This is a genomic window from Bythopirellula polymerisocia (assembly GCF_007860015.1).
In the GTDB taxonomy this organism is placed as follows: Bacteria; Planctomycetota; Planctomycetia; order Pirellulales; family Lacipirellulaceae; genus Bythopirellula; species Bythopirellula polymerisocia.
This window is the reverse complement of the sequence record NZ_SJPS01000003.1, coordinates 741798-762623: the sequence shown is the minus strand read 5'-3', so window position 1 is coordinate 762623 and position 20826 is coordinate 741798. Positions and strand designations below refer to the sequence as shown.

At 54.4% G+C, this 20826-nt stretch carries 20 protein-coding genes; 5 read left to right on the top strand and 15 right to left on the bottom strand.

Features of this window, described 5'->3' with window-relative positions; all coding sequences use genetic code 11:
* Window positions 1–6: 6 nt before the first annotated feature.
* On the bottom strand, window positions 7–1371 hold the full coding sequence (gene hisD, locus Pla144_RS12590; protein ID WP_146451016.1) for a histidinol dehydrogenase: 1365 nt from the start codon (window positions 1369–1371) through the stop codon (window positions 7–9).
* A 102-nt stretch (window positions 1372–1473) separates the two neighbouring features.
* On the opposite strand from hisD, the gene ltaE reads away from it, so the two are divergent.
* Window positions 1474–2511, top strand: coding sequence for a low-specificity L-threonine aldolase (gene ltaE / locus Pla144_RS12585; RefSeq protein ID WP_197530637.1), 1038 nt, complete (start codon window positions 1474–1476; stop codon window positions 2509–2511).
* 6 nt (window positions 2512–2517) lie between these two features.
* Here ltaE and Pla144_RS12580 read toward each other — a convergent pair whose 3' ends face one another.
* Both Pla144_RS12580 and Pla144_RS12575 read right to left on the bottom strand, forming a co-directional pair.
* Window positions 2518–3030, bottom strand: a complete 513-nt coding sequence (locus tag Pla144_RS12580; protein ID WP_146451015.1) for a Crp/Fnr family transcriptional regulator — start codon at window positions 3028–3030, stop codon at window positions 2518–2520.
* Between the two features lie 128 nt (window positions 3031–3158).
* Window positions 3159–4394, bottom strand: a complete 1236-nt coding sequence (locus Pla144_RS12575) for a Glu/Leu/Phe/Val family dehydrogenase (protein WP_146451014.1) — start codon at window positions 4392–4394, stop codon at window positions 3159–3161.
* A gap of 205 nt (window positions 4395–4599) precedes the next feature.
* Between Pla144_RS12575 and Pla144_RS12570 the strand changes: the two genes are divergently transcribed.
* Window positions 4600–5493 (top strand): diacylglycerol/lipid kinase family protein, encoded by an 894-nt coding sequence (locus tag Pla144_RS12570; protein WP_146451013.1) that lies wholly within the window; start codon window positions 4600–4602, stop codon window positions 5491–5493.
* A 53-nt stretch (window positions 5494–5546) separates the two neighbouring features.
* Here Pla144_RS12570 and Pla144_RS12565 read toward each other — a convergent pair whose 3' ends face one another.
* Window positions 5547–6392, bottom strand: coding sequence for a fumarylacetoacetate hydrolase family protein (locus tag Pla144_RS12565; protein ID WP_146451012.1), 846 nt, complete (start codon window positions 6390–6392; stop codon window positions 5547–5549).
* A 77-nt stretch (window positions 6393–6469) separates the two neighbouring features.
* Here Pla144_RS12565 and Pla144_RS12560 point away from each other — a divergent pair, with 77 nt between their 5' ends.
* Window positions 6470–7432, top strand: coding sequence for a D-2-hydroxyacid dehydrogenase (locus Pla144_RS12560; protein WP_146451011.1), 963 nt, complete (start codon window positions 6470–6472; stop codon window positions 7430–7432).
* Window positions 7433–7436: 4 nt separating this feature from the next.
* Here Pla144_RS12560 and Pla144_RS12555 read toward each other — a convergent pair whose 3' ends face one another.
* The 10 genes from Pla144_RS12555 to ubiE all read right to left on the bottom strand — a co-directional run bounded on the left by Pla144_RS12555 (window position 7437) and on the right by ubiE (window position 17260).
* Window positions 7437–7895 (bottom strand): VOC family protein, encoded by a 459-nt coding sequence (locus tag Pla144_RS12555; RefSeq protein ID WP_146451010.1) that lies wholly within the window; start codon window positions 7893–7895, stop codon window positions 7437–7439.
* Between the two features lie 2 nt (window positions 7896–7897).
* A complete protein-coding gene (locus tag Pla144_RS12550) occupies window positions 7898–9274 on the bottom strand; it encodes a Gfo/Idh/MocA family protein (protein ID WP_146451009.1) in 1377 nt (458 codons plus the stop codon).
* A 109-nt stretch (window positions 9275–9383) separates the two neighbouring features.
* Window positions 9384–10646, bottom strand: coding sequence for a formylglycine-generating enzyme family protein (locus Pla144_RS12545; RefSeq protein WP_146451008.1), 1263 nt, complete (start codon window positions 10644–10646; stop codon window positions 9384–9386).
* Window positions 10634–11908 (bottom strand): formylmethanofuran dehydrogenase subunit B, encoded by a 1275-nt coding sequence (locus Pla144_RS12540; protein ID WP_197530636.1) that lies wholly within the window; start codon window positions 11906–11908, stop codon window positions 10634–10636. Before Pla144_RS12540 ends, Pla144_RS12545 begins: the two co-directional genes overlap by 13 nt.
* A gap of 64 nt (window positions 11909–11972) precedes the next feature.
* Entirely contained in the window at window positions 11973–12788 is an 816-nt protein-coding gene (locus tag Pla144_RS12535; protein ID WP_197530635.1) for a formylmethanofuran dehydrogenase subunit C, read from the bottom strand.
* A 25-nt stretch (window positions 12789–12813) separates the two neighbouring features.
* On the bottom strand, window positions 12814–13491 hold the full coding sequence (locus Pla144_RS12530) for a zinc metallopeptidase (RefSeq protein WP_146451005.1): 678 nt from the start codon (window positions 13489–13491) through the stop codon (window positions 12814–12816).
* Window positions 13492–13649: 158 nt separating this feature from the next.
* Window positions 13650–14783 (bottom strand): aminofutalosine synthase MqnE, encoded by a 1134-nt coding sequence (mqnE, locus tag Pla144_RS12525; RefSeq protein WP_146451083.1) that lies wholly within the window; start codon window positions 14781–14783, stop codon window positions 13650–13652.
* Window positions 14784–14860: 77 nt separating this feature from the next.
* Window positions 14861–15775 carry a UbiA-like polyprenyltransferase gene (locus Pla144_RS12520; protein WP_146451004.1) on the bottom strand — a complete coding sequence of 305 codons (915 nt, stop codon included), beginning with the start codon at window positions 15773–15775 and terminating at the stop codon, window positions 14861–14863.
* Between the two features lie 37 nt (window positions 15776–15812).
* Entirely contained in the window at window positions 15813–16511 is a 699-nt protein-coding gene (locus Pla144_RS12515; RefSeq protein ID WP_146451003.1) for a UbiX family flavin prenyltransferase, read from the bottom strand.
* A 23-nt stretch (window positions 16512–16534) separates the two neighbouring features.
* The gene (gene ubiE, locus Pla144_RS12510) at window positions 16535–17260 is read right to left on the bottom strand and encodes a bifunctional demethylmenaquinone methyltransferase/2-methoxy-6-polyprenyl-1,4-benzoquinol methylase UbiE (protein WP_231936326.1); all 726 of its coding nucleotides are present in this window, start codon (window positions 17258–17260) and stop codon (window positions 16535–16537) included.
* Between the two features lie 181 nt (window positions 17261–17441).
* On the opposite strand from ubiE, the gene Pla144_RS12505 reads away from it, so the two are divergent.
* Window positions 17442–18203: a 2-phosphosulfolactate phosphatase gene (locus Pla144_RS12505; RefSeq protein WP_197530634.1), complete on the top strand. Its 762-nt coding sequence runs from the start codon at window positions 17442–17444 to the stop codon at window positions 18201–18203.
* A gap of 83 nt (window positions 18204–18286) precedes the next feature.
* Window positions 18287–19957, top strand: a complete 1671-nt coding sequence (locus tag Pla144_RS12500) for a glycine--tRNA ligase (protein ID WP_146451082.1) — start codon at window positions 18287–18289, stop codon at window positions 19955–19957.
* 11 nt (window positions 19958–19968) lie between these two features.
* On the opposite strand, the gene Pla144_RS12495 is transcribed toward Pla144_RS12500, so the two are convergent.
* On the bottom strand, window positions 19969–20757 hold the full coding sequence (locus Pla144_RS12495) for a hypothetical protein (RefSeq protein ID WP_146451000.1): 789 nt from the start codon (window positions 20755–20757) through the stop codon (window positions 19969–19971).
* Window positions 20758–20826: the final 69 nt, after the last annotated feature.

Sequence of the window (20826 nt, the reverse complement as noted above, 5' to 3'; positions counted from 1 at the left end):
GTCATGTCAATCCAATTCTGGCGGGCGGCGGATGGCCACGCCGGCACCATGCGCTGTGAGACCTTCCAAGTTTGCCATGAACAAGACTTCTTCGGCCAAAGATTCCAGTCCTGCTTGATCGAAGTAAATCACACTTCCCGACCTGAGGAAACTATTTGAGCTCAACCCGCTGGCAAAACGTGCTGTAGCGCCAGTCGGCAACACATGCGACGGCCCCGCAGCGTAGTCGCCGAGTGCTACAGGGCTGTAGGGACCAACAAAAATCGCTCCTGCATAGCGGATCGCACCGACCATTTCTTCGGCATCGTCGCAAGCGATATGGAGGTGTTCGGTTGCAAGCAGATTGGCTAGTTCGATCGCCTCATCTCGATCGCGGACCAGCACCAAGGCGCCGAATTCCGCAAGTGACTGGCTGGCCAATTCACTCCGCTCAAGCCTGCCAAGTTGCCGGGCTATGGCATCTTGAACCTCATCCAAGAGTTTTTCACTCCAGGTTAAGAGGATGCTCGAACCGGGGGCGTGCTCAGCCTGAGCAATCAGATCGAGGGCAACATACTCGGCTGGAGTCGTGTCGTCGGCGATCACTACCACTTCGCTAGGTCCGGCTATCGAGTCGATGTCGACCGTGCCGTAAACGTGCTTCTTTGCAAGAGCGACAAATAGGTTTCCTGGCCCGACGATTTTATCGACCGGCGGCAGTCCCTCTACTCCATACGCCATCGCGGCAACCGCCTGGGCTCCTCCGACGCGATACACCTCTCGAATTCCAAGTTCGTGGCAGGTGGCCAGCAGATCGTTGTTGTACGAACCAAAAGGAGTCGGCGGCGCGACCACGACGAGTTCTTCGACCCCTGCCGCCTGGGCTGGCACGGCGGTCATCAAGACGGTCGAGGGATAGGCAGCTGCACCCCCAGGAACACAAATGCCCACACGCTTGAGTGGTAAATAGCGTTGCCGCAGGTAGCCCCCCTCTTCCAGATCGATCCTTGTATCCTGATGCAGGATCGCGAGTTGAAAACTCAAGATGCCTTGGCGGATCGAGTGGATGGTTTCCAATAACTTGGGATCGGCAAAGGCGTGTGCTGCGGCCAATTCCTCAGGCGACACCCGCAAGGTGTCTGCGGTGATTTCTTTGCCATCGAGCTTGCGGGTGTAGTCCAGTACGGCCGAGAGCCCTTGCTCACGGACTTCGGAACAAATTCGAGCGACTGTTTGAGCGGGCGTAAGCGGCTCGCCGAACACCTCGAGCGTTTTCTGGCGTCCGGCCTCTGATACCATGTCACCGTCGACGGAAAGCTTGTTCCGTAGGGCGGTAAGCTCAGCCGCCGCCCCGGGCTGGCTGGTATCGATGCGGCGGAGATTAACTGACATGGGTTCCCAAGCGGTGGAGGGTGAAGTCGGCTGAATTGCCCATCAGGGACAGACACATCATAATTACCGGCGGATCACTATTGTTTCGTGGAGAGCGGAAAAATGAAAGCCTTGTTGCCCCCTCGAATTGACCTCTTGAGCGATACGCTCACGCGTCCCACCCCTGAAATGCGGGCTGCCATGTCAGCGGCAGAGGTGGGAGACGACGTATTTGGCGAAGACCCTACCGTCAATCGCCTGGAGGAGCACATATCGGCCATGCTGGGCAAAGAAGCCGCCTTGTTCATGCCCTCGGGCACGATGAGCAACCTCATTGGTCTGTTGGTACATTGTGGCAAGGGAGATGAATACATCTGCGAGGCAGGCTGCCACATTTTCAACAACGAGCAGGCCGGTTACGCCCAAGTGGGAGGAATTGCCGTTCGCCCCATCCCCGGCGAACGAGGTCTGATCCGTGTCGATCAACTGCAGGAGATGGTCCGCCCTGACAATGACCATTTACCTCGTACGCGGCTTATATGCTTGGAACAGACCCACAATCGTGCGGCGGGGAGCATCTTGCCTTACGATTCGGTCGCTGAAGTTTGTACGTGGGCTAAAGAGCAGGACTTAGCCCGCCACTTGGACGGTGCTCGCCTGTTCAATGCCGTGGTGGCGTCTGGAATTTCTGCCGCTGATTGGGCGAGGCATTTTGACACGGTGAGCGTCTGTTTCAGCAAGGGCCTGGGTGCCCCGGTTGGTTCGGCGTTGTGTGGACCGAAAGATTTGGTCAAGCGGGCTCGAAGGTACCGTAAGATGCTTGGCGGTGGAATGCGTCAGATTGGCATCCTGGCGGCAGCGGTACTCTATGCTCTTGAGCACCATATCGACCGCCTGGCGGAAGATCATGCCAAGGCGCAAGTCCTGGCAGACGCAATCCGGAGGGCACCGGGACTTACCTTGCAATGTGACCAAGTCGACTCGAACATTGTTATCTTTGAAGTCGACGCCGAGTTAGGCACCGCCAAAGAATACTGCGATTCCCTACTGGAGCGCGGAGTACGACTCTACCCGATCAGTCGACAAAAGGTCCGCGCAGTGACGCACTTGGATGTTTCGATGGCGGAATGCGAAGAAGTGGCAGAGGTGCTCAGCTCATAGAAAGCATCACCCACCCTTAAAAATCAGATCACGGAATACGGTCCATTCGCTCGGAGTAGGTTTGTGATTTTCCTTGCATTCCAGTTCGGTAATCCATTGATCGGTACGGCGGAGTCTTTCGGCCATCACTTGTACGCAATTGATGACCAGTTTAAGGGCTGAACCGCAACCGGTAGCAGCAAGTTTGTCGAAATCCTCACGTGTTAGGCGGAGCAGCTTCATGTCAGTTAGGGCCACTACATCCGCCGAGTGAGGGGCAGGATGGAAGAACGACATTTCACCAAAATGAGTGAACGGCTCCAGTTCGGCAAGATTCAATTGGCAACCTGACTCAGTGCGACGCGTGATCTGGCAGCGGCCTTCGAGAATGAACCACAAGCTTTGTTTGCGGTGGCCTTGCGTCATGATCTGCTCTCCCTTTTTTACATCGACAGGATGAGCGAGCGCCATAATCTCCTGTCGCTCGGTTTCTGTAAGGTCTTGGAAGATTTTTAAGCCGTTGAGAGAGTCGTGTGACATGTCTCAGGATTCCTCGATTCTAGTTCGCCAGCAAATTGGCAAGAAAAATGGATTGAATGCTTATGAATTATACGACAAGAACCGAGTCACGAAAAACTCAGTAATCCTGCAATGTGATTTGAGCAATCTCAGGTAATACCTGCCAGCACAGTGGCTCGGCCCACACGGCTAATTCCCAGCATGAAGGCGGCTGTGCGGAGACTGACGTCTTGCTGGTGAGCGAGTTCCCAGACCTCCTCAAAGGCAGCCGACAACACGCGATCGAGTTCCTGTCGTACGCGGTCGAGATTCCAATTGTAATACTGTCTGTTTTGGGCCCACTCGAAGTAGCTCACGGTCACCCCACCAGCATTGGCCAAGATGTCGGGCAGGATTTTCACGCCTCTCTCGGAGAGGATGTCATCGGCATCAGGCCGCACGGGGGCGTTGGCCGCTTCGATAATCAGTGGAGCACGAACATTCGGAGCATTTTCGGCCGTGATGACTCCTCCCAAGGCTGCAGGGATCAGCATTTCGCAGTCGAGTTCCAGCAGTGCTTCGTTGGTGATGTGCTCGGCGGCGCTGAAACCGGCGAGTGACCGGTCGTTCACTTTTGCATGGTGTAGCGCAGCAGCGACGTCGATGCCTGACTCGCAATAGTATCCGCCGCTCAGATCGCTGATCGCGACGACCTTGCAGGCGGACTCGTGCAAGAATTTGGCCGCATGAGAACCGACGTTGCCAAATCCTTGAATCGCCACTCGGGTTTTTTCGGCTTTATGGCCGAGTCGGCCTAGTGTCTTGAGAGCTAGAATTCCCACTCCGCGCCCGGTGGCCTCTTCTCGCCCCGGTATACCGTAGTACTCGACCGGCTTCCCGGTGACCACGCCTGGATTGAATCCGTGGTATTTGTTGTGTTGGTTCATGATCCAGGCCATTTCTTCCGGCCCGGTTCCCATATCCGGAGCGGGGATGTCGACATCGGGACCAATGATGTCGTGAATTTCGTCGACGAATTTCCGAGTGATGCGTTCCCGCTCGCGCATGCTGAGGGTGTGGACATCGACTGCGATTCCGCCTTTGGCACCGCCATAGGGAATATTAACAACGGCTGTTTTCCAGGTCATCAGGGATGCCAAGCTCCGGACCTCGTCAAGATCCACCTCATGGTGATAGCGCAGCCCCCCCTTCATAGGGCCGCGAGAATCGTCGTGTTGAACTCGGTAGCCGATGAAGGTCTGCAATTGGCCATTATCCCTTTCCACGGCGATCTGCACCTGCACTTCCCGCTTTGGAGTCATCAACAGGACCCGCATGTTATCGGTAAGAGCCAGTTGGTCGGCAGCCCGGTCGAAGTAATGTTGAACTGCTTCAAATGCTTTCATAGCGTCTTTCTTGGCGAGCGTTGTGAAGAGAGTATGCTATCCAATGGCTCGATGATACGCCCTGAATGTCTGTCAGACAAGCAAACTTTGAGTGGGAAAGAATCATTGCTGGCTAGAATACATGTTGAGAAAAATCTTGTTGAGTCCACAATCGTGATGAGTGTACAGTGCTTATTGCCAACGGCATGAGGAGAATCCCGACCGAATGACTATCAAGAGATACGCAGTAATCATGAATCCCTATGGGGGGAACGGTCGCGCCTCGGCGGTTTGGGAGCAGGTTGCACCCTTGTTTGCCAACAGTGGGGTAGAGACAGTTGTCTACGCAACAGAGAACCAAGGCCATGGGCGGGTTCTGGCTCAGACCCTTGATCCGCTCACACATGACGCAATTTGCATCGTCGGCGGCGACGGCACAGTACACGAAGTCGCCAATGGGCTACTCGCCAGAGAAGACCAGGCGCGATTCGATCTGGGTTTCATCCCGGCGGGCACTGGAAATACGCTTCACGATCATCTTGGATTACGCGACGCTGAGCAAGCCGCAAAGACAATCCTTCGCGGCATGACGAGAGCAATTGACGTCGTACGACTGACAACTCAGGGAGAGCCCGTGTATTGTGTGAACATAGTTGGTTGGGGAGCGATTTCCGACATTGCTAGCCTTGCCGAGCGTTTCCGACCGCTGGGTAAATTGCGCTACTCGGCAGCAACGCTTTGTCAGATCTGTCGACCAAGACTGCGCAAAGCAAAGCTTACGCTCGATGGAATGATGAGCCAGGATGAGTTTCTGCTGGTGATTGCCTGTAACACGAAGAAGACAGGCACGGGCATGATGATCGCTCCACGTGCCGAGATCGACGATGGCAAGATTGATGTCGTCGTACTGCGCCGGGCCTCACGGTGGCAAATGAGCCAGTTGTTTCGAGCCATCTTCGACGGCTCGCATTTGTCGCTTCCGTTTGTAGAGTATCACCAGGTGCGATCTTTTGGCATCGACTCCGAAACATGTGACACATTGAATCTCGACGGAGAATTGACCGGTACCACCCCATTTTCCGCGGAAGTGTTGCCGCGGGTACTCAACGTCTTTGCTTGATCGCCCAGGGATAGGCTCTGTCTTTACTTTACCGCCCGGGCGTTGTAAGAAGGTTACTTTGCTGCGACGGTTTGATGATCTTGTTCACCGAGGCTTTCGACTCCCAGGCGTACTGTTTGCCCTGGTCTGAGAAACACGTTCGGCTGCTGACCCATGCCGACGCCGGGCGGAGTGCCGGTGGTGATAATGTCCCCTGGCACGAGCGTCATAAATTGGCTGACGTAGCTAACGAGGCTCTTGACTCCAAAAATCATTGTGCTGGTCGAACCGTTTTGATAGCGGTGGCCATCGACCTCTAGCCACAGAAGCAAGTCCTGTGGATCGGGCACCTCATCGCGAGTAACTAGCCACGGTCCCAATGGAGCGAATGTGTCGCACCCTTTGCCTTTGTCCCAGGTACCACATCGGTCTTTTTGGAAAGAACGCTCGGAAACGTCGTTCACAACACAGTACCCAGCCACATGGGATATCGCATCTTGTTCGGTCACATACTTGGCCCGTTTGCCGATGATTACTCCAAGTTCCACTTCCCAGTCGGTCTTCTCTGAATCGCGGGGAATTTCGATTGGGTCATTCGGCCCAGAAATTGAAGTCGTGGCTTTCATGAAAAGGACAGGCTCGGTGGGCACCTTGGCACCTGTTTCAGCTGCGTGGTCGGCGTAATTCAGGCCAATGCCAATGATTTTGCTTGTGCCTGCGACGCAAGGTCCCAGTCGCATTCCTTGTTCGACCAACGGAAGGGCGGAGAAATCCTGTTTGCGGAGCCTCTGGAGCGATTCGTCGCAGAGTGCTTCTCCTGACAGATCTGGTAAGACGTTTGCGAGCGAACGAATTTGGCCATCAGGGTCTAACACTCCCGGGAGTTCCTTCCCTGGCTCACCATAGCGTAATAATTTCATGTTATACTCCTCCAGTCCGACGGGTAAAAAAATCAATATAGTTGCAATCACAGGCTGAGTATTCTTGAATGAGTCGCATGGACAAACCACCTCAAATTGTCGTAATCGATGGCTACACCTTATCGCACGGCGATCTCACATGGAATGCTCTCGAATCGCTAGGCCAATGTACCGTTTTCGACAGGTCTACTGAAGCGGAAGTACTCTCTCGGTCAGCCGACGCGGATATCATTCTCACCAATAAAGTGAAATTCTCGGGAGATACTATCAATAAACTCCCGCAATTGAAATACATCGGCGTGACGGCGACGGGAACCAATGTCGTCGATCTTTCCGCAGCTCGCGAACACGACATCATTGTTACAAATGTCCCCAGCTATGGGACAGACTCGGTCGCGCAGCTGACGATTGCGCATCTATTGAATCTTGTTCAACGTGTCGGACATCATGCTGATGCGGTTCGCGCGGGTCGCTGGTCGAAGGCCCCTGATTGGTGTTTTTGGGATACACCGCTCATTGAACTCAAAGGCCTGACGATGGGAATACTGGGTTTCGGCGAAATTGGCCGCGCAGTGGCAAAACTGGCAGACGCATTTGGTATGCCTGTCATCGCCACGACACGCTCATCCTGCAAGCATCCTGACTATGTGCAGATGGTGGATGTCGACGAATTATTCCGCACCGCAGATGTGTTGAGCTTGCATTGTCCGCTTACTCCTGAAACCAAGGGCCTGGTCAACGCAGAGAGATTGGCAGAAATGAAGCGCTCGGCTTTTCTGATCAACACCAGTCGCGGGCAACTTATCGATGAACAGGCCTTAGCTGAGGCATTAGCTAACGGCGAAATTGCTGGGGCGGGACTCGACGTGCTTTCTACGGAACCCCCACCAGTCGATCACCCGCTTGTGGCTGCTCCAAATTGTTTCATCACACCCCATTTGGCGTGGGCCACCTTGAGTGCCCGCAAAAGATTGATGCAAGTCCTCGTGGAGAACGTCGCCGCTTTCCTGGCGGGCAAACCGCAGAATGTGGTGAATTGACTGTTCACCGATATTCACAGAACTCCAGGAGATTGGCTTCTGGGTCACGAAAATAGACGAGTCGTTTTCGTACGCCCCCCACGTAAGTGACCTGACTGTCGGGCACAGATTTTACTTCGCTCTGAAACTTTACTCCGGCTGTTTGGAGTTTAGCTACCAATCTGTCGATGTCGGTGACTCGAAACGCCATGTGACGCAGCCCAAACAGGTTGGGTGCATTCTCCTCTGAAGGCTCGACACCGGGTGGTTTACGATAAGCAATGAGTTCGATCCGAGGGCCTTCGGGGAGATCGAGATAGACAACGTCCCCCTCCACGCCCGAGAGTCCCACCACCTCGTCGATCCATGGGCCAGAGATGCTGACTTCTTTAGTTAATTGGCATCCTAATACGTCGCGGTAAAACGCTGTCATGCCTGTCAGATCTCGAACTACCAGATTTACATGGTCGATCGTCTGAATCATGCTCACACGACCTTCGTCACACCGGGGACGGGCACTGGGTAGTTCCCGTTATTGTCGGGCACGACAGGAGGTGCAGCAGAGAAACTGTACTCGGCCGGCGACAGATCGATATCGGAATTGATCGCTTCATCCCATTCCAGAAGCTTGCCTGAGTAAGTGGCCATGCGGCCTAGAATGGCGGTCATCGTGCTATCAGCACCGTAGGGAATCTCGTTATAGGGCTGCCCGCTACGGATCGCAGCAAATAAATCGTCGTGTTCTTGCTGGTAGGGATCAGCAGGCTTCCCGGAGAACTTCCATTTGTCGGAGGGGGTGACAATCATACCCCGGCTAATATCAGCCGTTCCCTGGGTACCAGCGGCAAACTCGGCGACCTGATTCCAGCAGCCATCCATATGGCGGCATTCGCTGAGCATCGTGGACCCATCGGGATAGGTGAATTCCACAGCATGGTGGTCAAATATCTGCCCATAATCAGGTCCTGTTCGGCGCTCTCGACCTCCCATTCCTTTAGCCATTACAGGGTGGGCTTGTTTGACCCAATTGCTCACATCGAGATTGTGAATGTGTTGTTCGACGATATGATCGCCGCAAAGCCAGTTGAAGTAGTACCAATTATTTACTTGATACTCCATCTCGGTGGGCTCGTGGCCATAGCTTTGGTAGAAATCAGTCTTGGTTCGCAGCCAGAGGGGACCGCTATTCCAATAGACGCGGGTGAGTAGGATGTCGCCGATGGCACCGTCCTGTAATCGCTTGACGGTTTCCCGGTAGCCAGGATCGTGATGGCGCTGCAAGCCGACTCCGACGCAGAGCCCTTTCTCATCGGCTTTTTTGCCGGCGGCGATTACTCGCCGAACACCCGGAGCATCCACCGCGAGTGGCTTCTCTGTGAAGACGTGTTTGCCGGCTTCGATCGCGGCTTCGAATTGTGGGGGACGAAAGCCTGGAGGAGTGGCAAGAATCACGAGATCGATGCCGCTATCGATAGCATTTTGATAGGCGTCGAGTCCGGCGAATTGCCGTTCCAAGGGAACTTGAATTCGCTCGGCGATTTGGTCCTCCGCATCGTCACCCAAATTCTGTTGCAAAGCACGATTTAACTTGGAGAGTGATTCTTCAATTCGCTTGTCAAACGCATCAGCCATGGCCCACAGGGTCACCTTGCCATTGGTCGAAAGGGCTTGAGCGGCTGCCTGGGTTCCCCGTCCGCCACACCCAATGAGTGCAATCTTGATTTGCTTATCACCAAGTGGAGTCCCTGCCTGCACCTTGCTCAAGCCAGTCGACAGCGCAATGCCACCGGCAACCGCAGCGGTTGATTGCTTAACGAACTCACGGCGCGAGTGGCCGAATTCGGAAGAATTGGGGGACGGCATTTCTGGATTCTCCATTCAAGAGTAGGCATAAGGGACAAGACGAATGCTATCTTGAGAATTATCGCATACATCGCTAAAACTGCCAACCAGTCGAGGTTTTTTTAGAGAGTTATTCGACCTTGCCGGATGATTTCAACGCGCTGACGGCCCCTGGTAAACGCTCATCGGCAGCCGTTTGTGCCCCCCGGCCCTCATCGAGCCGATCGGCGACATCTTGCTGAATCCGCTTGATATCGGCATCCCAAACCTTTTTCTGCATTGCGGTATCCATCGGTTCAAGCGGTCTCATAATTCGGAAACCGACTCCAGTGGCTTGCTCCTCGGTAAACCACCACGGACTCTTGGGCAGGTTGGGGTCGGAGAGGTTCCACTCAGAATCCTGAGACTGCTGACGGGCCGCACTGCGGCAATCACTTGCAGGGCTGAGCCAACTTCCTCCACGAATCACGCGCGGAAATAATTTGGTTGGCCAGGCGATAGCATTGTTGGCCAAGACGTTCGGTTGAAGTTGAGAGTATTGCTCAGGTTCGTAGCCATCGAGTACCCATTCGGCAGCATTGCCGTGCATGTCATAAAGTCCCCAGGCATTGGGCTGCTTGGATCCGACGGCATGCGTTTCGTAGTCAGAGTTGTCATCGTACCAGCCGAACTCTTCGATCAAATCAGGGTCGTCTCCAAATGAATATGCCGACGTAGTCCCTGCACGAGCAGCGTACTCCCACTCTGCTTCGGTGGGGAGCCGATATTGTTCGCCACTAATGCCGCTGAGCCACTTCGTGTATTGCTTGGCAGCGAACTGGGTCATGGTCACTGCTGGTTGCTCTGGTTCTTCGCCGGGGGCATAGGTGAAACTGGAGTCGTAGAGCGGAGTGGGGCAGGTCACCGCGTCTACGTCTGTTGCCTGTTTGTCAAAGTATTCTTTCAATTCCGGCAGAGCCTCGACTTCTTTCTTAGCCGATTCCATTCGAGATCTTGCGAAGCGAAGGCTATCAAGCTTTTTAAAGGCTTCATACTGCGCCATAAACGCGCGGTATTCAGCCCAGCTGACTTCGCACTTGCCCATCCAGAATGGAGCAACTTTCACGATCACTTGGGGGCCTTCATCCTCTTTGCGGTCGGCTTCGTTCGTAGGACTGCCCAGCAGAAACTCTCCACCTGGGATGGGCATCATCGTAAATGTGGCTTCAGTCCCAGGGATCGAACACGCATAGGGAACCATGAAGCCCTCTTCGATGCTTACTGATTGCATGGCTTCCCCAGGATCTTCGCTGGCCAAACCTCGCTTGCCATCTGCTTGCAGCGACTGCTGCGGACTGAGTGCAGCCCAGATGAGAATCAGGAAAAATCTTTCAGGATGCTTCAGCAAGAGCATTGTGCTAGTACACCTTCCATTATTGCAGCCAGGATACTCTCCTCGCTGGGTAGCTGGGAATCGATCACAGGCCGAAGCGGCAATGGCACGCCATCCATTCTAAACACAGTACCCCCGGTGTGCATACCAGATTGGGATATGGGGATTTGCACGGTAGGGGATAATCGCGTTTCGTCGCTTGAGACTCGTTGAATTGATTCCAGGAGTACGACAGGTAATTCTCCGAGACGATATCGTGCTGACTTTGATAAGTACTTAAGTCCAACTGTGCCAACCATCAGCACGGCATCCACCTCGCAGTTTTTCAACAATCGGTTTGCCGAGTAGCCCTCCGCGTCGTAGCGGGGATAGCCTGAGGCGAAATTTACTCCACAAGGATAGCCTGTCTGCCAAGTTAGGACATTTTCGGCAATTGGCCCTCCCAGACCAATCGCACTGCATCGCGAATTGCCATTGAGACTTCTTGCCAGCAAGAAGAGGGACTCAAGCATTGCTATTGTAGAACCGTGTGACGTCACTTCAGGTCCGAAACAAATGACGCAATAGTTGGCGGATTGTAGTTGAACAGCCAATTTCTGGAGCTGATCCAATGAAATGCCACCGAACGATTTGCCTTCGATCGCAACTTCTTGCACCAATGCCCGCAGGGCGGAGAGGACGTCGAAATCGCACCCTGGTTGAACCTGCAAAAACTCGTTCGCGATCTCGGCCGTCGCATTCTGTTCGCCAGAGACAACGATTACCTTTCTATTCCCTCTCACAAAACGACCAGGGGGATCGATAAATCGCTCAAAAAAACGTGGGTGGGTAGTAACTGGGTCGCAGCCCCAAAACACAATCAAGTCAGCCCGTTGTTTCACCTCTCCCAGAGTGCAGGTGGATATTCCTACCGATTGCAGGGCCACGAGCGCATCGCGATGAAAGGGAGACAAAGCCGGGTCGAGTGTGGCTCCCAGACGGTCGGCCAGATTGATGGCAGATCTCTGTGCTTGGATGGTACTGTCCGCCAGACCCCAGATGAGCGGAGCGGAACTGCTTCCCAAAATCTCAGAGGCTCGTTCGATGGCCGCTTCGAGGGAAACTTCCTCGCCCTCGATTTCCGGAACACCTGATTCCTTTTTTGGGATCCCCCGGAACAGCGGTTCACTCAGCGAACAGGCCCGTTCAGCTTCGATGATCTTGTCATCGGCAACGTGCAACACCAAATCATCGCACAGACAGCCACATGCAATACAAGTCACGTTGTCGAACTTTTTCGCCACACAAATCTCGCGAGGTTGAACCGAGTGGAATCAAACGATCAGTATATCGTACGCTAGCCGATGGCTAATTTGAAAGAAAAAGTTCTCCCTTGCCGAGGGCGAGAAAATCGCCGTGCAGGAGTTCGCATGGCTCGGCAAACCGTGCCGTATTTTCGATGAAGCCAACCGACTTAAGATGACGACCAGTAAGTGGAAGCACGGGCGAAGCGGTTTTGCCTGCAAGGCGAAATGTTGGGAGGAGTACCGGTTGCGACTTGCCCAGTAGGATCAGGGTGCCTCGCTTCATGCCTGCCCCGGCATAGGAATTACATGTCCCGAGCACGACGATCGTGCCGGCGAGCATGTTGTATCCCAAGAACTTGCCTGCATTGCCACGGACGGCAATCAACCCGCGCCGCATGAGGTGGCCGACGTGATCTCCAACATTTCCCTGTATCAGAATCGTACCGCCGGTCATGCCGCGACGTGAACCGTTTTGGGCGCCTCCAACCGAATTTCCCGCAGAGCCGTCAACACGAATGGTTCCACCGCGCATTTCACTGCCCAGGAAGTCGCCGACGGCACCTTTCACATGGATTTTGCCACCTTGCATCCCGAGTCCGACATTGCATCCTGCATTACTGGATACATGGATGCTGCCAAGAGTCATGGCAGCGCCGATGCCATGCGCGAGGGAAAAATCTCCGTCGAATTCCATCCGACCATCGCTCGGATCGCCAGAGACTCTGCAGATTTCTGCAAGCCGTATTTGGTGCCGACCGTGGAGGACTTTACGCTTCTCGATTTCGCCAAGTGATTTGTCTTGCGTCCACTTAGGTGTAAGCCCGGTGAAATCTATCGGTATGGTGCTTGCCGATCTGAGGGAGACGCAAATTGCCATGCAAGCAGATTCCGAAACGAGGCGATCAATCTCGGCTGCCGGAGAATCGCATGATGTAATAGAGCAGCGTGAGTACCGCCTGCAATGTTCCCGCCACGTATGTCCAAGCGGCCGCATTCAATACACGATTCACATAGACCATGTCGTCGGTGGCCACGATGCCGTGATCGACCAGGAGTCGTTTGGCTCGGGAACTTGCGTTGAATTCCACAGGGAGATTTATCAATTGGAAAACCACGACACAAGCAAAGGCGGCAATCCCGAATAAAACGAGTGGCTTGGAAGACAATAGGAATCCAGCAATGAGCATGATCATACTCGCATTGCCACCAAAGGTAGCCGCTGGAACTGCCCCGTTACGAAGTACCAAGGGGACGTAATTCTGGGCATCCTGCAGGGCGTGACCTGCTTCATGGGCAGCGATACCAACTGCGGCCGCGGATCTTGTTCCGTACACATCCTGGCTGAGTCGCAAAACTTTGCTGCGGGGATCGTAATGATCGGACAAATGCCCCGCGACTTGCTCGATGGCCACATTCTGGAGCCCCGCTGAATCAAGGATATGCCGAGCAGCGGCAGCACCACTCAACGGAGTAGGTACCTTCTGGGCCTCGGCAAACGTACTCTTCACACGCATCTGAGCCCAAAACGCGAGGATCAGGGCAGGGGCTATGTACAAGAAATAATAGGGATCGAAAAACATGTCTTTGTTTGGCCTCGATACAATGATTGAGTTCGAAATCCAGCTTGTTAGCGAGATTGTAGTCTGTTACGCAGCAGCCATGTAAAGGGTTCACAGAGTAAAAATCGCAGCTAGACTCATGGATTATACAATATTCGTAGCGGAGAGGGCTATCTTGCTCATCCTACTGCGATTTTCTCACCTGCCTGCCACTCTGAGCCTTCCCGTTCGACCCGGTGGTAGAGAGTGTCCCGTTCAACAGGTTCCCGACCGGCTTCCTCGATCAGCCGTCGGATTGCCTCGACTGACAGAATTTCGGGAGTCTCGGCCCCAGCGTCGTGGTATATCAATTCGTGCCGGACCGTGCCGTCGATGTCGTCTGCCCCATAGGCCAGTGCCACCTGGGCTGTCCCGACGCCGAGCATGATCCAGTACGCCTTCATGTGAGGCACATTGTCGAGCATCAGCCTGCTGATCGCCATAGTGCGTAGATCCATCGGCCCCGAGGGTTTGGTAATGTGGCTCAGGCCCGTGTTGTCAGGATGAAATGCCAACGGGATAAAAGTCTGGAATCCTCCGGTCTCGTCCTGCAAATCGCGTAAGCGAATCAAGTGATCGATGCGGTGGTAGGGTTGCTCGATGTGGCCGTAGAGCATCGTGCAGTTGGAACGCAGACCCAACTCATGAGCAGTGCGGTGGGTTTCAAACCAGCGGGCCGAGTCGGCCTTGTGTTCGCAGATTTGTTGACGGACCTCAGGATGAAAAATCTCGGCCCCGCCGCCAGGGAGGCTCCCTAGCCCTGCGTCGATCATGTCTTCGAGCACCCAGCGGATTGGCTTCTGGGTTTGGCGGGCAAACCAGTCGATTTCTACTGGGGTCCAGGCTTTGAGGTGCAGGCTGGGAAAATTATCATGCAGCAGACTGATGACTCGGCGATACCAATCGTACTTGGCCTGATGATGGAGGCCGCCGACGATGTGCATCTCGGTCGAACCAGCATCAACGGCTTCCTGCCCACGGGCTAGGATTTGCTCGTCGTTCATCCAATAGCCTTTGGCCTCCCGCAGGTCAGCTCGAAACGCACAGAATGTACAGCGATACACGCAGATGTTGGTGGGATTCAAATGCGTGTTGATGTTGTAATAGGCAAAGTTGCCGTTCTTGCGCTCGCGAACCAGATTGGCCAATTCCCCTAATTCAGGAAGAGGTACTTCACATTGGTACAGCGATACGCCATCGTCGAGCGTGAGCCGCTCACCGGATTCGACCTTATCTCGGATTGGCTGCAAAATGGGAGTGGAAGTGCGGAGCATGTAGGTGAGTGGGTTTGTGGCTGGTGGTTTGTGGCGGGAGAGCCGCGATGCAAAGCGTCGCAGAGAGTGCTGTATTATCAACCACTCCCTATCCAAAGGTCCAGGGCTCCAACCGCAAAGATTCCTAGGCTGATCACCGCATTCACCTGAAAAAAGGCGACATTCACTCGATCCAAATCATCGGGACGCACCAAAGCATGTTCGTAGACCAGTAGTCCCGCTACGGCAGCCACCGCCAACCAGTAGAGGATGCCAAATTGTGGGTACACGGTTGGCAGCAGAGCCAATAGAACCACCGTTGCAGCGTGACAGGCAGCGGCGAGTTTCAGTGATCGGGCAATTCCCAGTCTGGTAGGGATACTGCGCAGACCTTGAGAACGGTCGAATTCAAAATCCTGGCAGGCGTAGATGATGTCGAACCCGGTCACCCAAGCAAGCACGGCTCCTCCGAGCACGATGGCTGGCAGTAAGTCAGCGGGATTTTGCATCACTGATTCTCCTCGGATAGCGATCCAAACCGCAATAGGAGAAAGTGCCAGCGCGGTCCCCAACCAGAGGTGTGCGAGCGCTGTGAAACGTTTAGCGAAACTGTAGCCGCAGAGAAATGCCAGGACAGGAACACTCAGATAGAGGGGCAGGGGGTTGGGCAGAAAGAGCAGGGTGCTGGCGATGAATGCAAAACCGCAAGCGATAGTGAAAGCGGTCACTTGGGGGACGCTGAGGATTCCTGCGGGGAGATGCCGTCCCGCAGTGCGCGGGTTTGCGGCGTCGATGCGGCGGTCTACTAAGCGGTTGAATGCCATCGCTGCACTGCGGGCGGTGACCATGCACAGTAGGATGCCCAGCAAGATTGGAATAGTGAACCCGCATTCTGTATTCTGCATTCCGCATTCAGTCCATGCCATCACAGCCGCCAAGAGCGCAAAAGGCAGGGCGAACAAGGTGTGACTGAAGCGGATCAGCGACAGCAAGTGGTGGAAGGCGTTTATCATGCGCGCCGTGTGACGCGTTGCGTCGCGGCTGAGGACCTCATTCGGCTCCCCAGCGATTGATCAGGCAGTTATCGATCCCTAGTTGGTCGCAGAGCCGTGCGACCATGAAGTCCACCAGGTCGCGAAGCGTTGTTACGCCGTGGTACCAACCGGGCGAGGCAGGCATCACGACTGCGCCGGCCTGCGTGGCGAGTCGCATGTTTTCGATTTGTGGCAAAGAAAGCGGTGTTTCGCGCGGAACGAGAATTAGCTTGCGGCGTTCCTTGAGGTGAACCTCGGCTGCCCGCTGAATCAAATTACCGGCGGAGCTGTGTGCAATAGCGCTGAGTGATGTCCCTGAACAGGGACATACAATCATACCCTGAGTGAGAAACGAGCCGCTGGCAATTGGTGCCTGAAAATCCCGGTAGTGGTGATAAAAGACATCTCCAACGCGTCCCGACTCAACCGAGAGGACATTGCTGTCAGCCGTGCCGATTCCAGCGCTGGCTTGGAGGAGCTGGATCTTGCTGTCCGATGCATGTTTCACGTCGTCGAGCATCAATTGTGCGGGCTTGAAATCTTCAAGATCGACGCTCAGGTCCATCTCTTCGCGAATGACGTGCGCTCCGCTAGGACTGATCGAAAGATGCACATCATGCCCTGTGGCCAGCAATACCTCAATTAGCCGCACGCTATAAACAGCACCGCTGGCCCCAGTAATCCCCACACATACTCTTCTAACTCGGTTTGACATGAAACGATTGACCCTCGATGAATTCACTTCTCTATTGAAGGTTTGGTACCGACGTAAAGCGTCGTAACTCCTAGCGTAAGTCCCCGAAAACCTACGTCAACCAACCCAGCAGCTCGCATTCGCTCGGCCAGTTCCTCTCCCTGCGGAAACTGACTCACACTCGTAGGAAGATAGTTATAAGCCGCATGGGAATTCCTGGCGAACAATTGGCCAATCTTTGGCAAGACATAGCGAAAATACCAGCCGTAAATCGCGCCAAAGGGTTGCCAGCGTGGCGTTGAGAATTCCAACACCGTCACTTTGCCCCCCGGTGCGCAGACACGCACCATTTCCGAGAGCCCGAGGTCAGTATCCGCCACATTCCTTAGGCCGAACGCCACCGAGACGATGTCGAATTGGTTTTCTTCGAGGGGGATCTGTTGAGCGTCGGCTTCGAGAAATGTTACCCCCGCACCATCGCTTTTCTTCCCTTTTTCCCGCCCGATGACAAGCATCGGCAAGCAGAAGTCTGCCCCTATTATCTGAGCCTCGCCATGGGCTGCCTTATTGTAGGCAAAGGCTAAATCTCCAGTCCCTGTACAGAGATCGAGAATCTTGGCGCCTGGATGAGGTGGAACGGCACGCACAGTGCGCCACCGCCAGTAGCGATCGATATTCAACGACAACAGATGATTCAGGAAATCATAGCGCCCGGCGATCTCGCCGAACATTTCGCGAACGCGCTCACCTGATTTGTCGACGGTTGCCATTGAATGGGGCGAGTAAACTGAGGTTTTAGGTTGCGGGCAAACATTGATTGTCATGCACACCAGTATCACAGTAGAATAGCTAGCCTGCTAGCGCAAACCGCCCGGATTGAAGGGTCGTTAACAATTCAACCGAGGGCGGAGACGACTCGGCACAATTCCGCTATACGAACTGCCTATTTCATTGAACCTCAACGTCCATTATCTGCCGCAATTCGTCGCCGAGAGCGATCTGGCTGACAGCACCGTTATAGTGGTCGATCTTCTGCGGGCGTCTACAACTATCTGCTTTGCACTAAATTCCGGGGCAGCAGCTGTTGTGCCTTTGCTGGAGATTGGCGATGTGGCGGACCGTGTGCAGCAACTGGGCCGAGCAAATGTTGTGTTGGGTGGCGAAAGGGGAGGGGATTTGATTGCGGGTTTCGATCTAGGAAATTCACCGATCGAGTACACGCCCGACCAGGTGTTTGGCCGCACGGTATTATTTACCACCACCAATGGCACGCGGGCTCTGCTGCACGCGCGCATTGCCCAGCGAGTACTGGTAGGGGCAGCAGTCAATCGCGCTGCGATTGCCGCTGCGGCACAATTTTCGCCGCGCGTCGATATACTTTGCGCGGGAACGGGAGGAATCGTTACCCGCGAAGACATTCTAGCCGCCGGAGCGATCGTTGATGAGCTAATTCGAAACACCGACGCCGGTCATTGGCATTCGAACGAGTGGGCCGACTCTGCCCATCGCGAATGGCAGGAACTGTTGAGTGGAGCAAGGGCTAACCGACGCTCTCCGAGTGATCAATTCGCCTGGGAATTACAAAGTACTCCCGGAGGGAAGAACCTTCTAGCCATCGGTCATGCGGACGACCTGCCTACATGTGCCCAGCTAGATACGCTGGCCGTGGTACCCGAATGGGACATCGTGACCGAGCATATCACGCTGCGGTAGACGTTTCGCAACCGATCCAGTTACACTTGCGGTTTCGCATCCTTACCGCGGCATTAATCTTGAAGGCGATTACACTCATGGAAATGGAAAAGCTAGTCTCGCTCTGTAAACGGCGGGGATTCTTGTTTCAGTCAAGCGAAATTTATGGAGGCCTGAATGGCTTCTGGGATTACGGTCCGTTGGGCGTGGAATTAAAGCGGAATATCAAGAATGCTTGGTGGCAAGATATGGTCACTGGGCACGATGAACTAGCCATCCCGGCAGGTGCCCCCACCACCTATGAAATGACCGGCCTCGACTGCACCATCATCATGCACCCCCAGGTGTGGAAGTGTAGCGGACATTTTGATTTATTCTGCGACATGATGGTGGATTGCAAAGAAACGAAGAAGCTATATCGCTTTGATCAACTCCGGGGACGCTGGGTATCTGCCCAGGGTAAGAAAGTTAGGTTGCAGCCTAAGGTCATTAGTGAAGGTGTTCAACAGATTCAAGGTGATGAGATAGAGCGACTTTTTGTGACCTCGTTAGCAGAGGCCGAGGAGGAAGCCGGAGATCTGCAACGTCGTGCATTGAAGGCATTCAATTTGCGAGCAAAAGATGCTGAGGTACTAGAATGGCACGAAAGTGTTATGACACTTGACAAACTCGATTCGCTCGAATGTGTCTTTGCGCCCGAGGCTAATTCAGTTGGTACCCTAAATGGCCCTCGGGAATTCAAGTTAATGTTTCCTACCACTATCGGTGCACTCGCTGGCGAAGAAGGAAGGGCGTTCCTCCGCCCAGAGACCGCTCAAGGCATATTCGTTAATTTCAAGAATGTTCTCGACAGCACCCGCGTGAAAATTCCCTTTGGCATCGCCCAAATCGGCAAGAGTTTCCGCAATGAAATCACGCCTCGCAATTTCACATTCCGCAGTCGCGAATTTGAGCAGATGGAGATCGAATTTTTCTGCCATCCAGAAGAGTCGCGCAAGTGGTACGAATACTGGCGCGACCGGCGGATGCAGTGGTACACCGACCTGGGACTCGCTGGCGAACGCCTGCGGCTTCGCGAGCACGACAAAGACGAGTTGAGCCACTATTCAGTCGGTACCGCTGACATCGAGTATGCATTTCCATTCCTCTCGGAAGGGGAGTACGGCGAATTGGAAGGAATCGCCCACCGCGGTGATTTCGACCTCCGCAGCCACATGGAAGGTAAACTCGTTAAGAACGCTAAAGGGTGTTTGGAAGTTGAACTTGGTGAAGATGGCAAGCCGAAGTATCGGGGAAGTGGACGCGACTTGCAGTACCGAGATGAGGTCACAAACGATCGCTTTACGCCACATGTGATCGAACCCTCGGCAGGTGCTGATCGTGGGGCGTTGGCGTTCCTGTGCGAGGCGTATACGGAAGACTCGGCCCCCGATGACAAAGGGCAAATGCAGACTCGTGTAGTAATGAAGTTCCACCCGCGAATCGCTCCGATCAAGGCGGCTGTGTTCCCGCTAGTGAAGAAAGATGGCATGCCTGAGGTGGCCCAAGAAATTTACAGGGCGCTAAAAAAACGCTTCCCGGCGTTTTACGACGAGAAGGGTGCTGTCGGTCGCCGGTATCGCCGCCAGGATGAGGCTGGTACCCCATATTGCATCACGGTCGACGGACAGTCGCTCACAGACAACACCGTTACGATCCGCGACCGCGACACGCTGGAACAATGGCGGGTAAAAGTGGACGACGTGGTAGAAGAAGTCTCGGACCGAGTCTCTTAACTGATTGGACTTTAACCGCTTATCCGCTCCGCGAGCTGATCGATTTGCCCGCGGAGGTTGGCGACCAGCATGTGTGGATTTGCCACCTGGCTGAAGTGGTGGTAATAGTTTTGGCTGGCAGAGAGTTGTCCGGCAGAGAGCGAACCGGCCATTTCGTGGATTTCTACCAATTGTTTGTCAACACCGCGCAGCTCATGATTGAGTCGGCGACTGTTTTGCCAGAGCCTAATGGCCATCCAGGTGAGGCCTACGATCAGTAAACCTTCTGCGGCGATTGTGGTGGTCATTCCCCAGTGCCAGACTTCACTGAGATCAAAGCAGGCCGACCAGACGAGTGCTGCCACGCCAAACGCGAAACCTAGCAACCCAAGTGTCAGCAGGCTGCTCAAGAGCCAAGACGTTTGCGAGCCACTGGTTACCGCTTCATGCTGTGACAGTTTGGCTATTTGCCGAAGTTGGGGGGGAGCGATTGGCTCTGAGTTCCAAAGGAGAGAGCGGCGATTTCCCTCGACCGTCGCAGGCGCGCCGGTTTCGAAAACCTCCCGGTAAGGAGATCGTAATTGCCGACCAATTCGACGATGTCTCTCGCGGGCTTCTTCCCGCGCACCATAATCGATGGGGCTTGAGCGTAAACCAGAAGTTGTTGATGCTGCCTCAAAGGATTCCAGCTCTATGCCAGAATCGACGATCCGCTCAAGCGTACTCAGCTTGACGATTTGTCCACAACAAGAACACACCAAGGGTCCCTGGGAAGTGCGTGCCACGGCAGGCACATCTTGCTGGCATTGGCTGCACCACATGCGGGCAGAGTCCTAAGGTTTGCGGAGTGCTCGCGCAAACTCTGGCGAGCCGTATGGAGGAAGAATCGG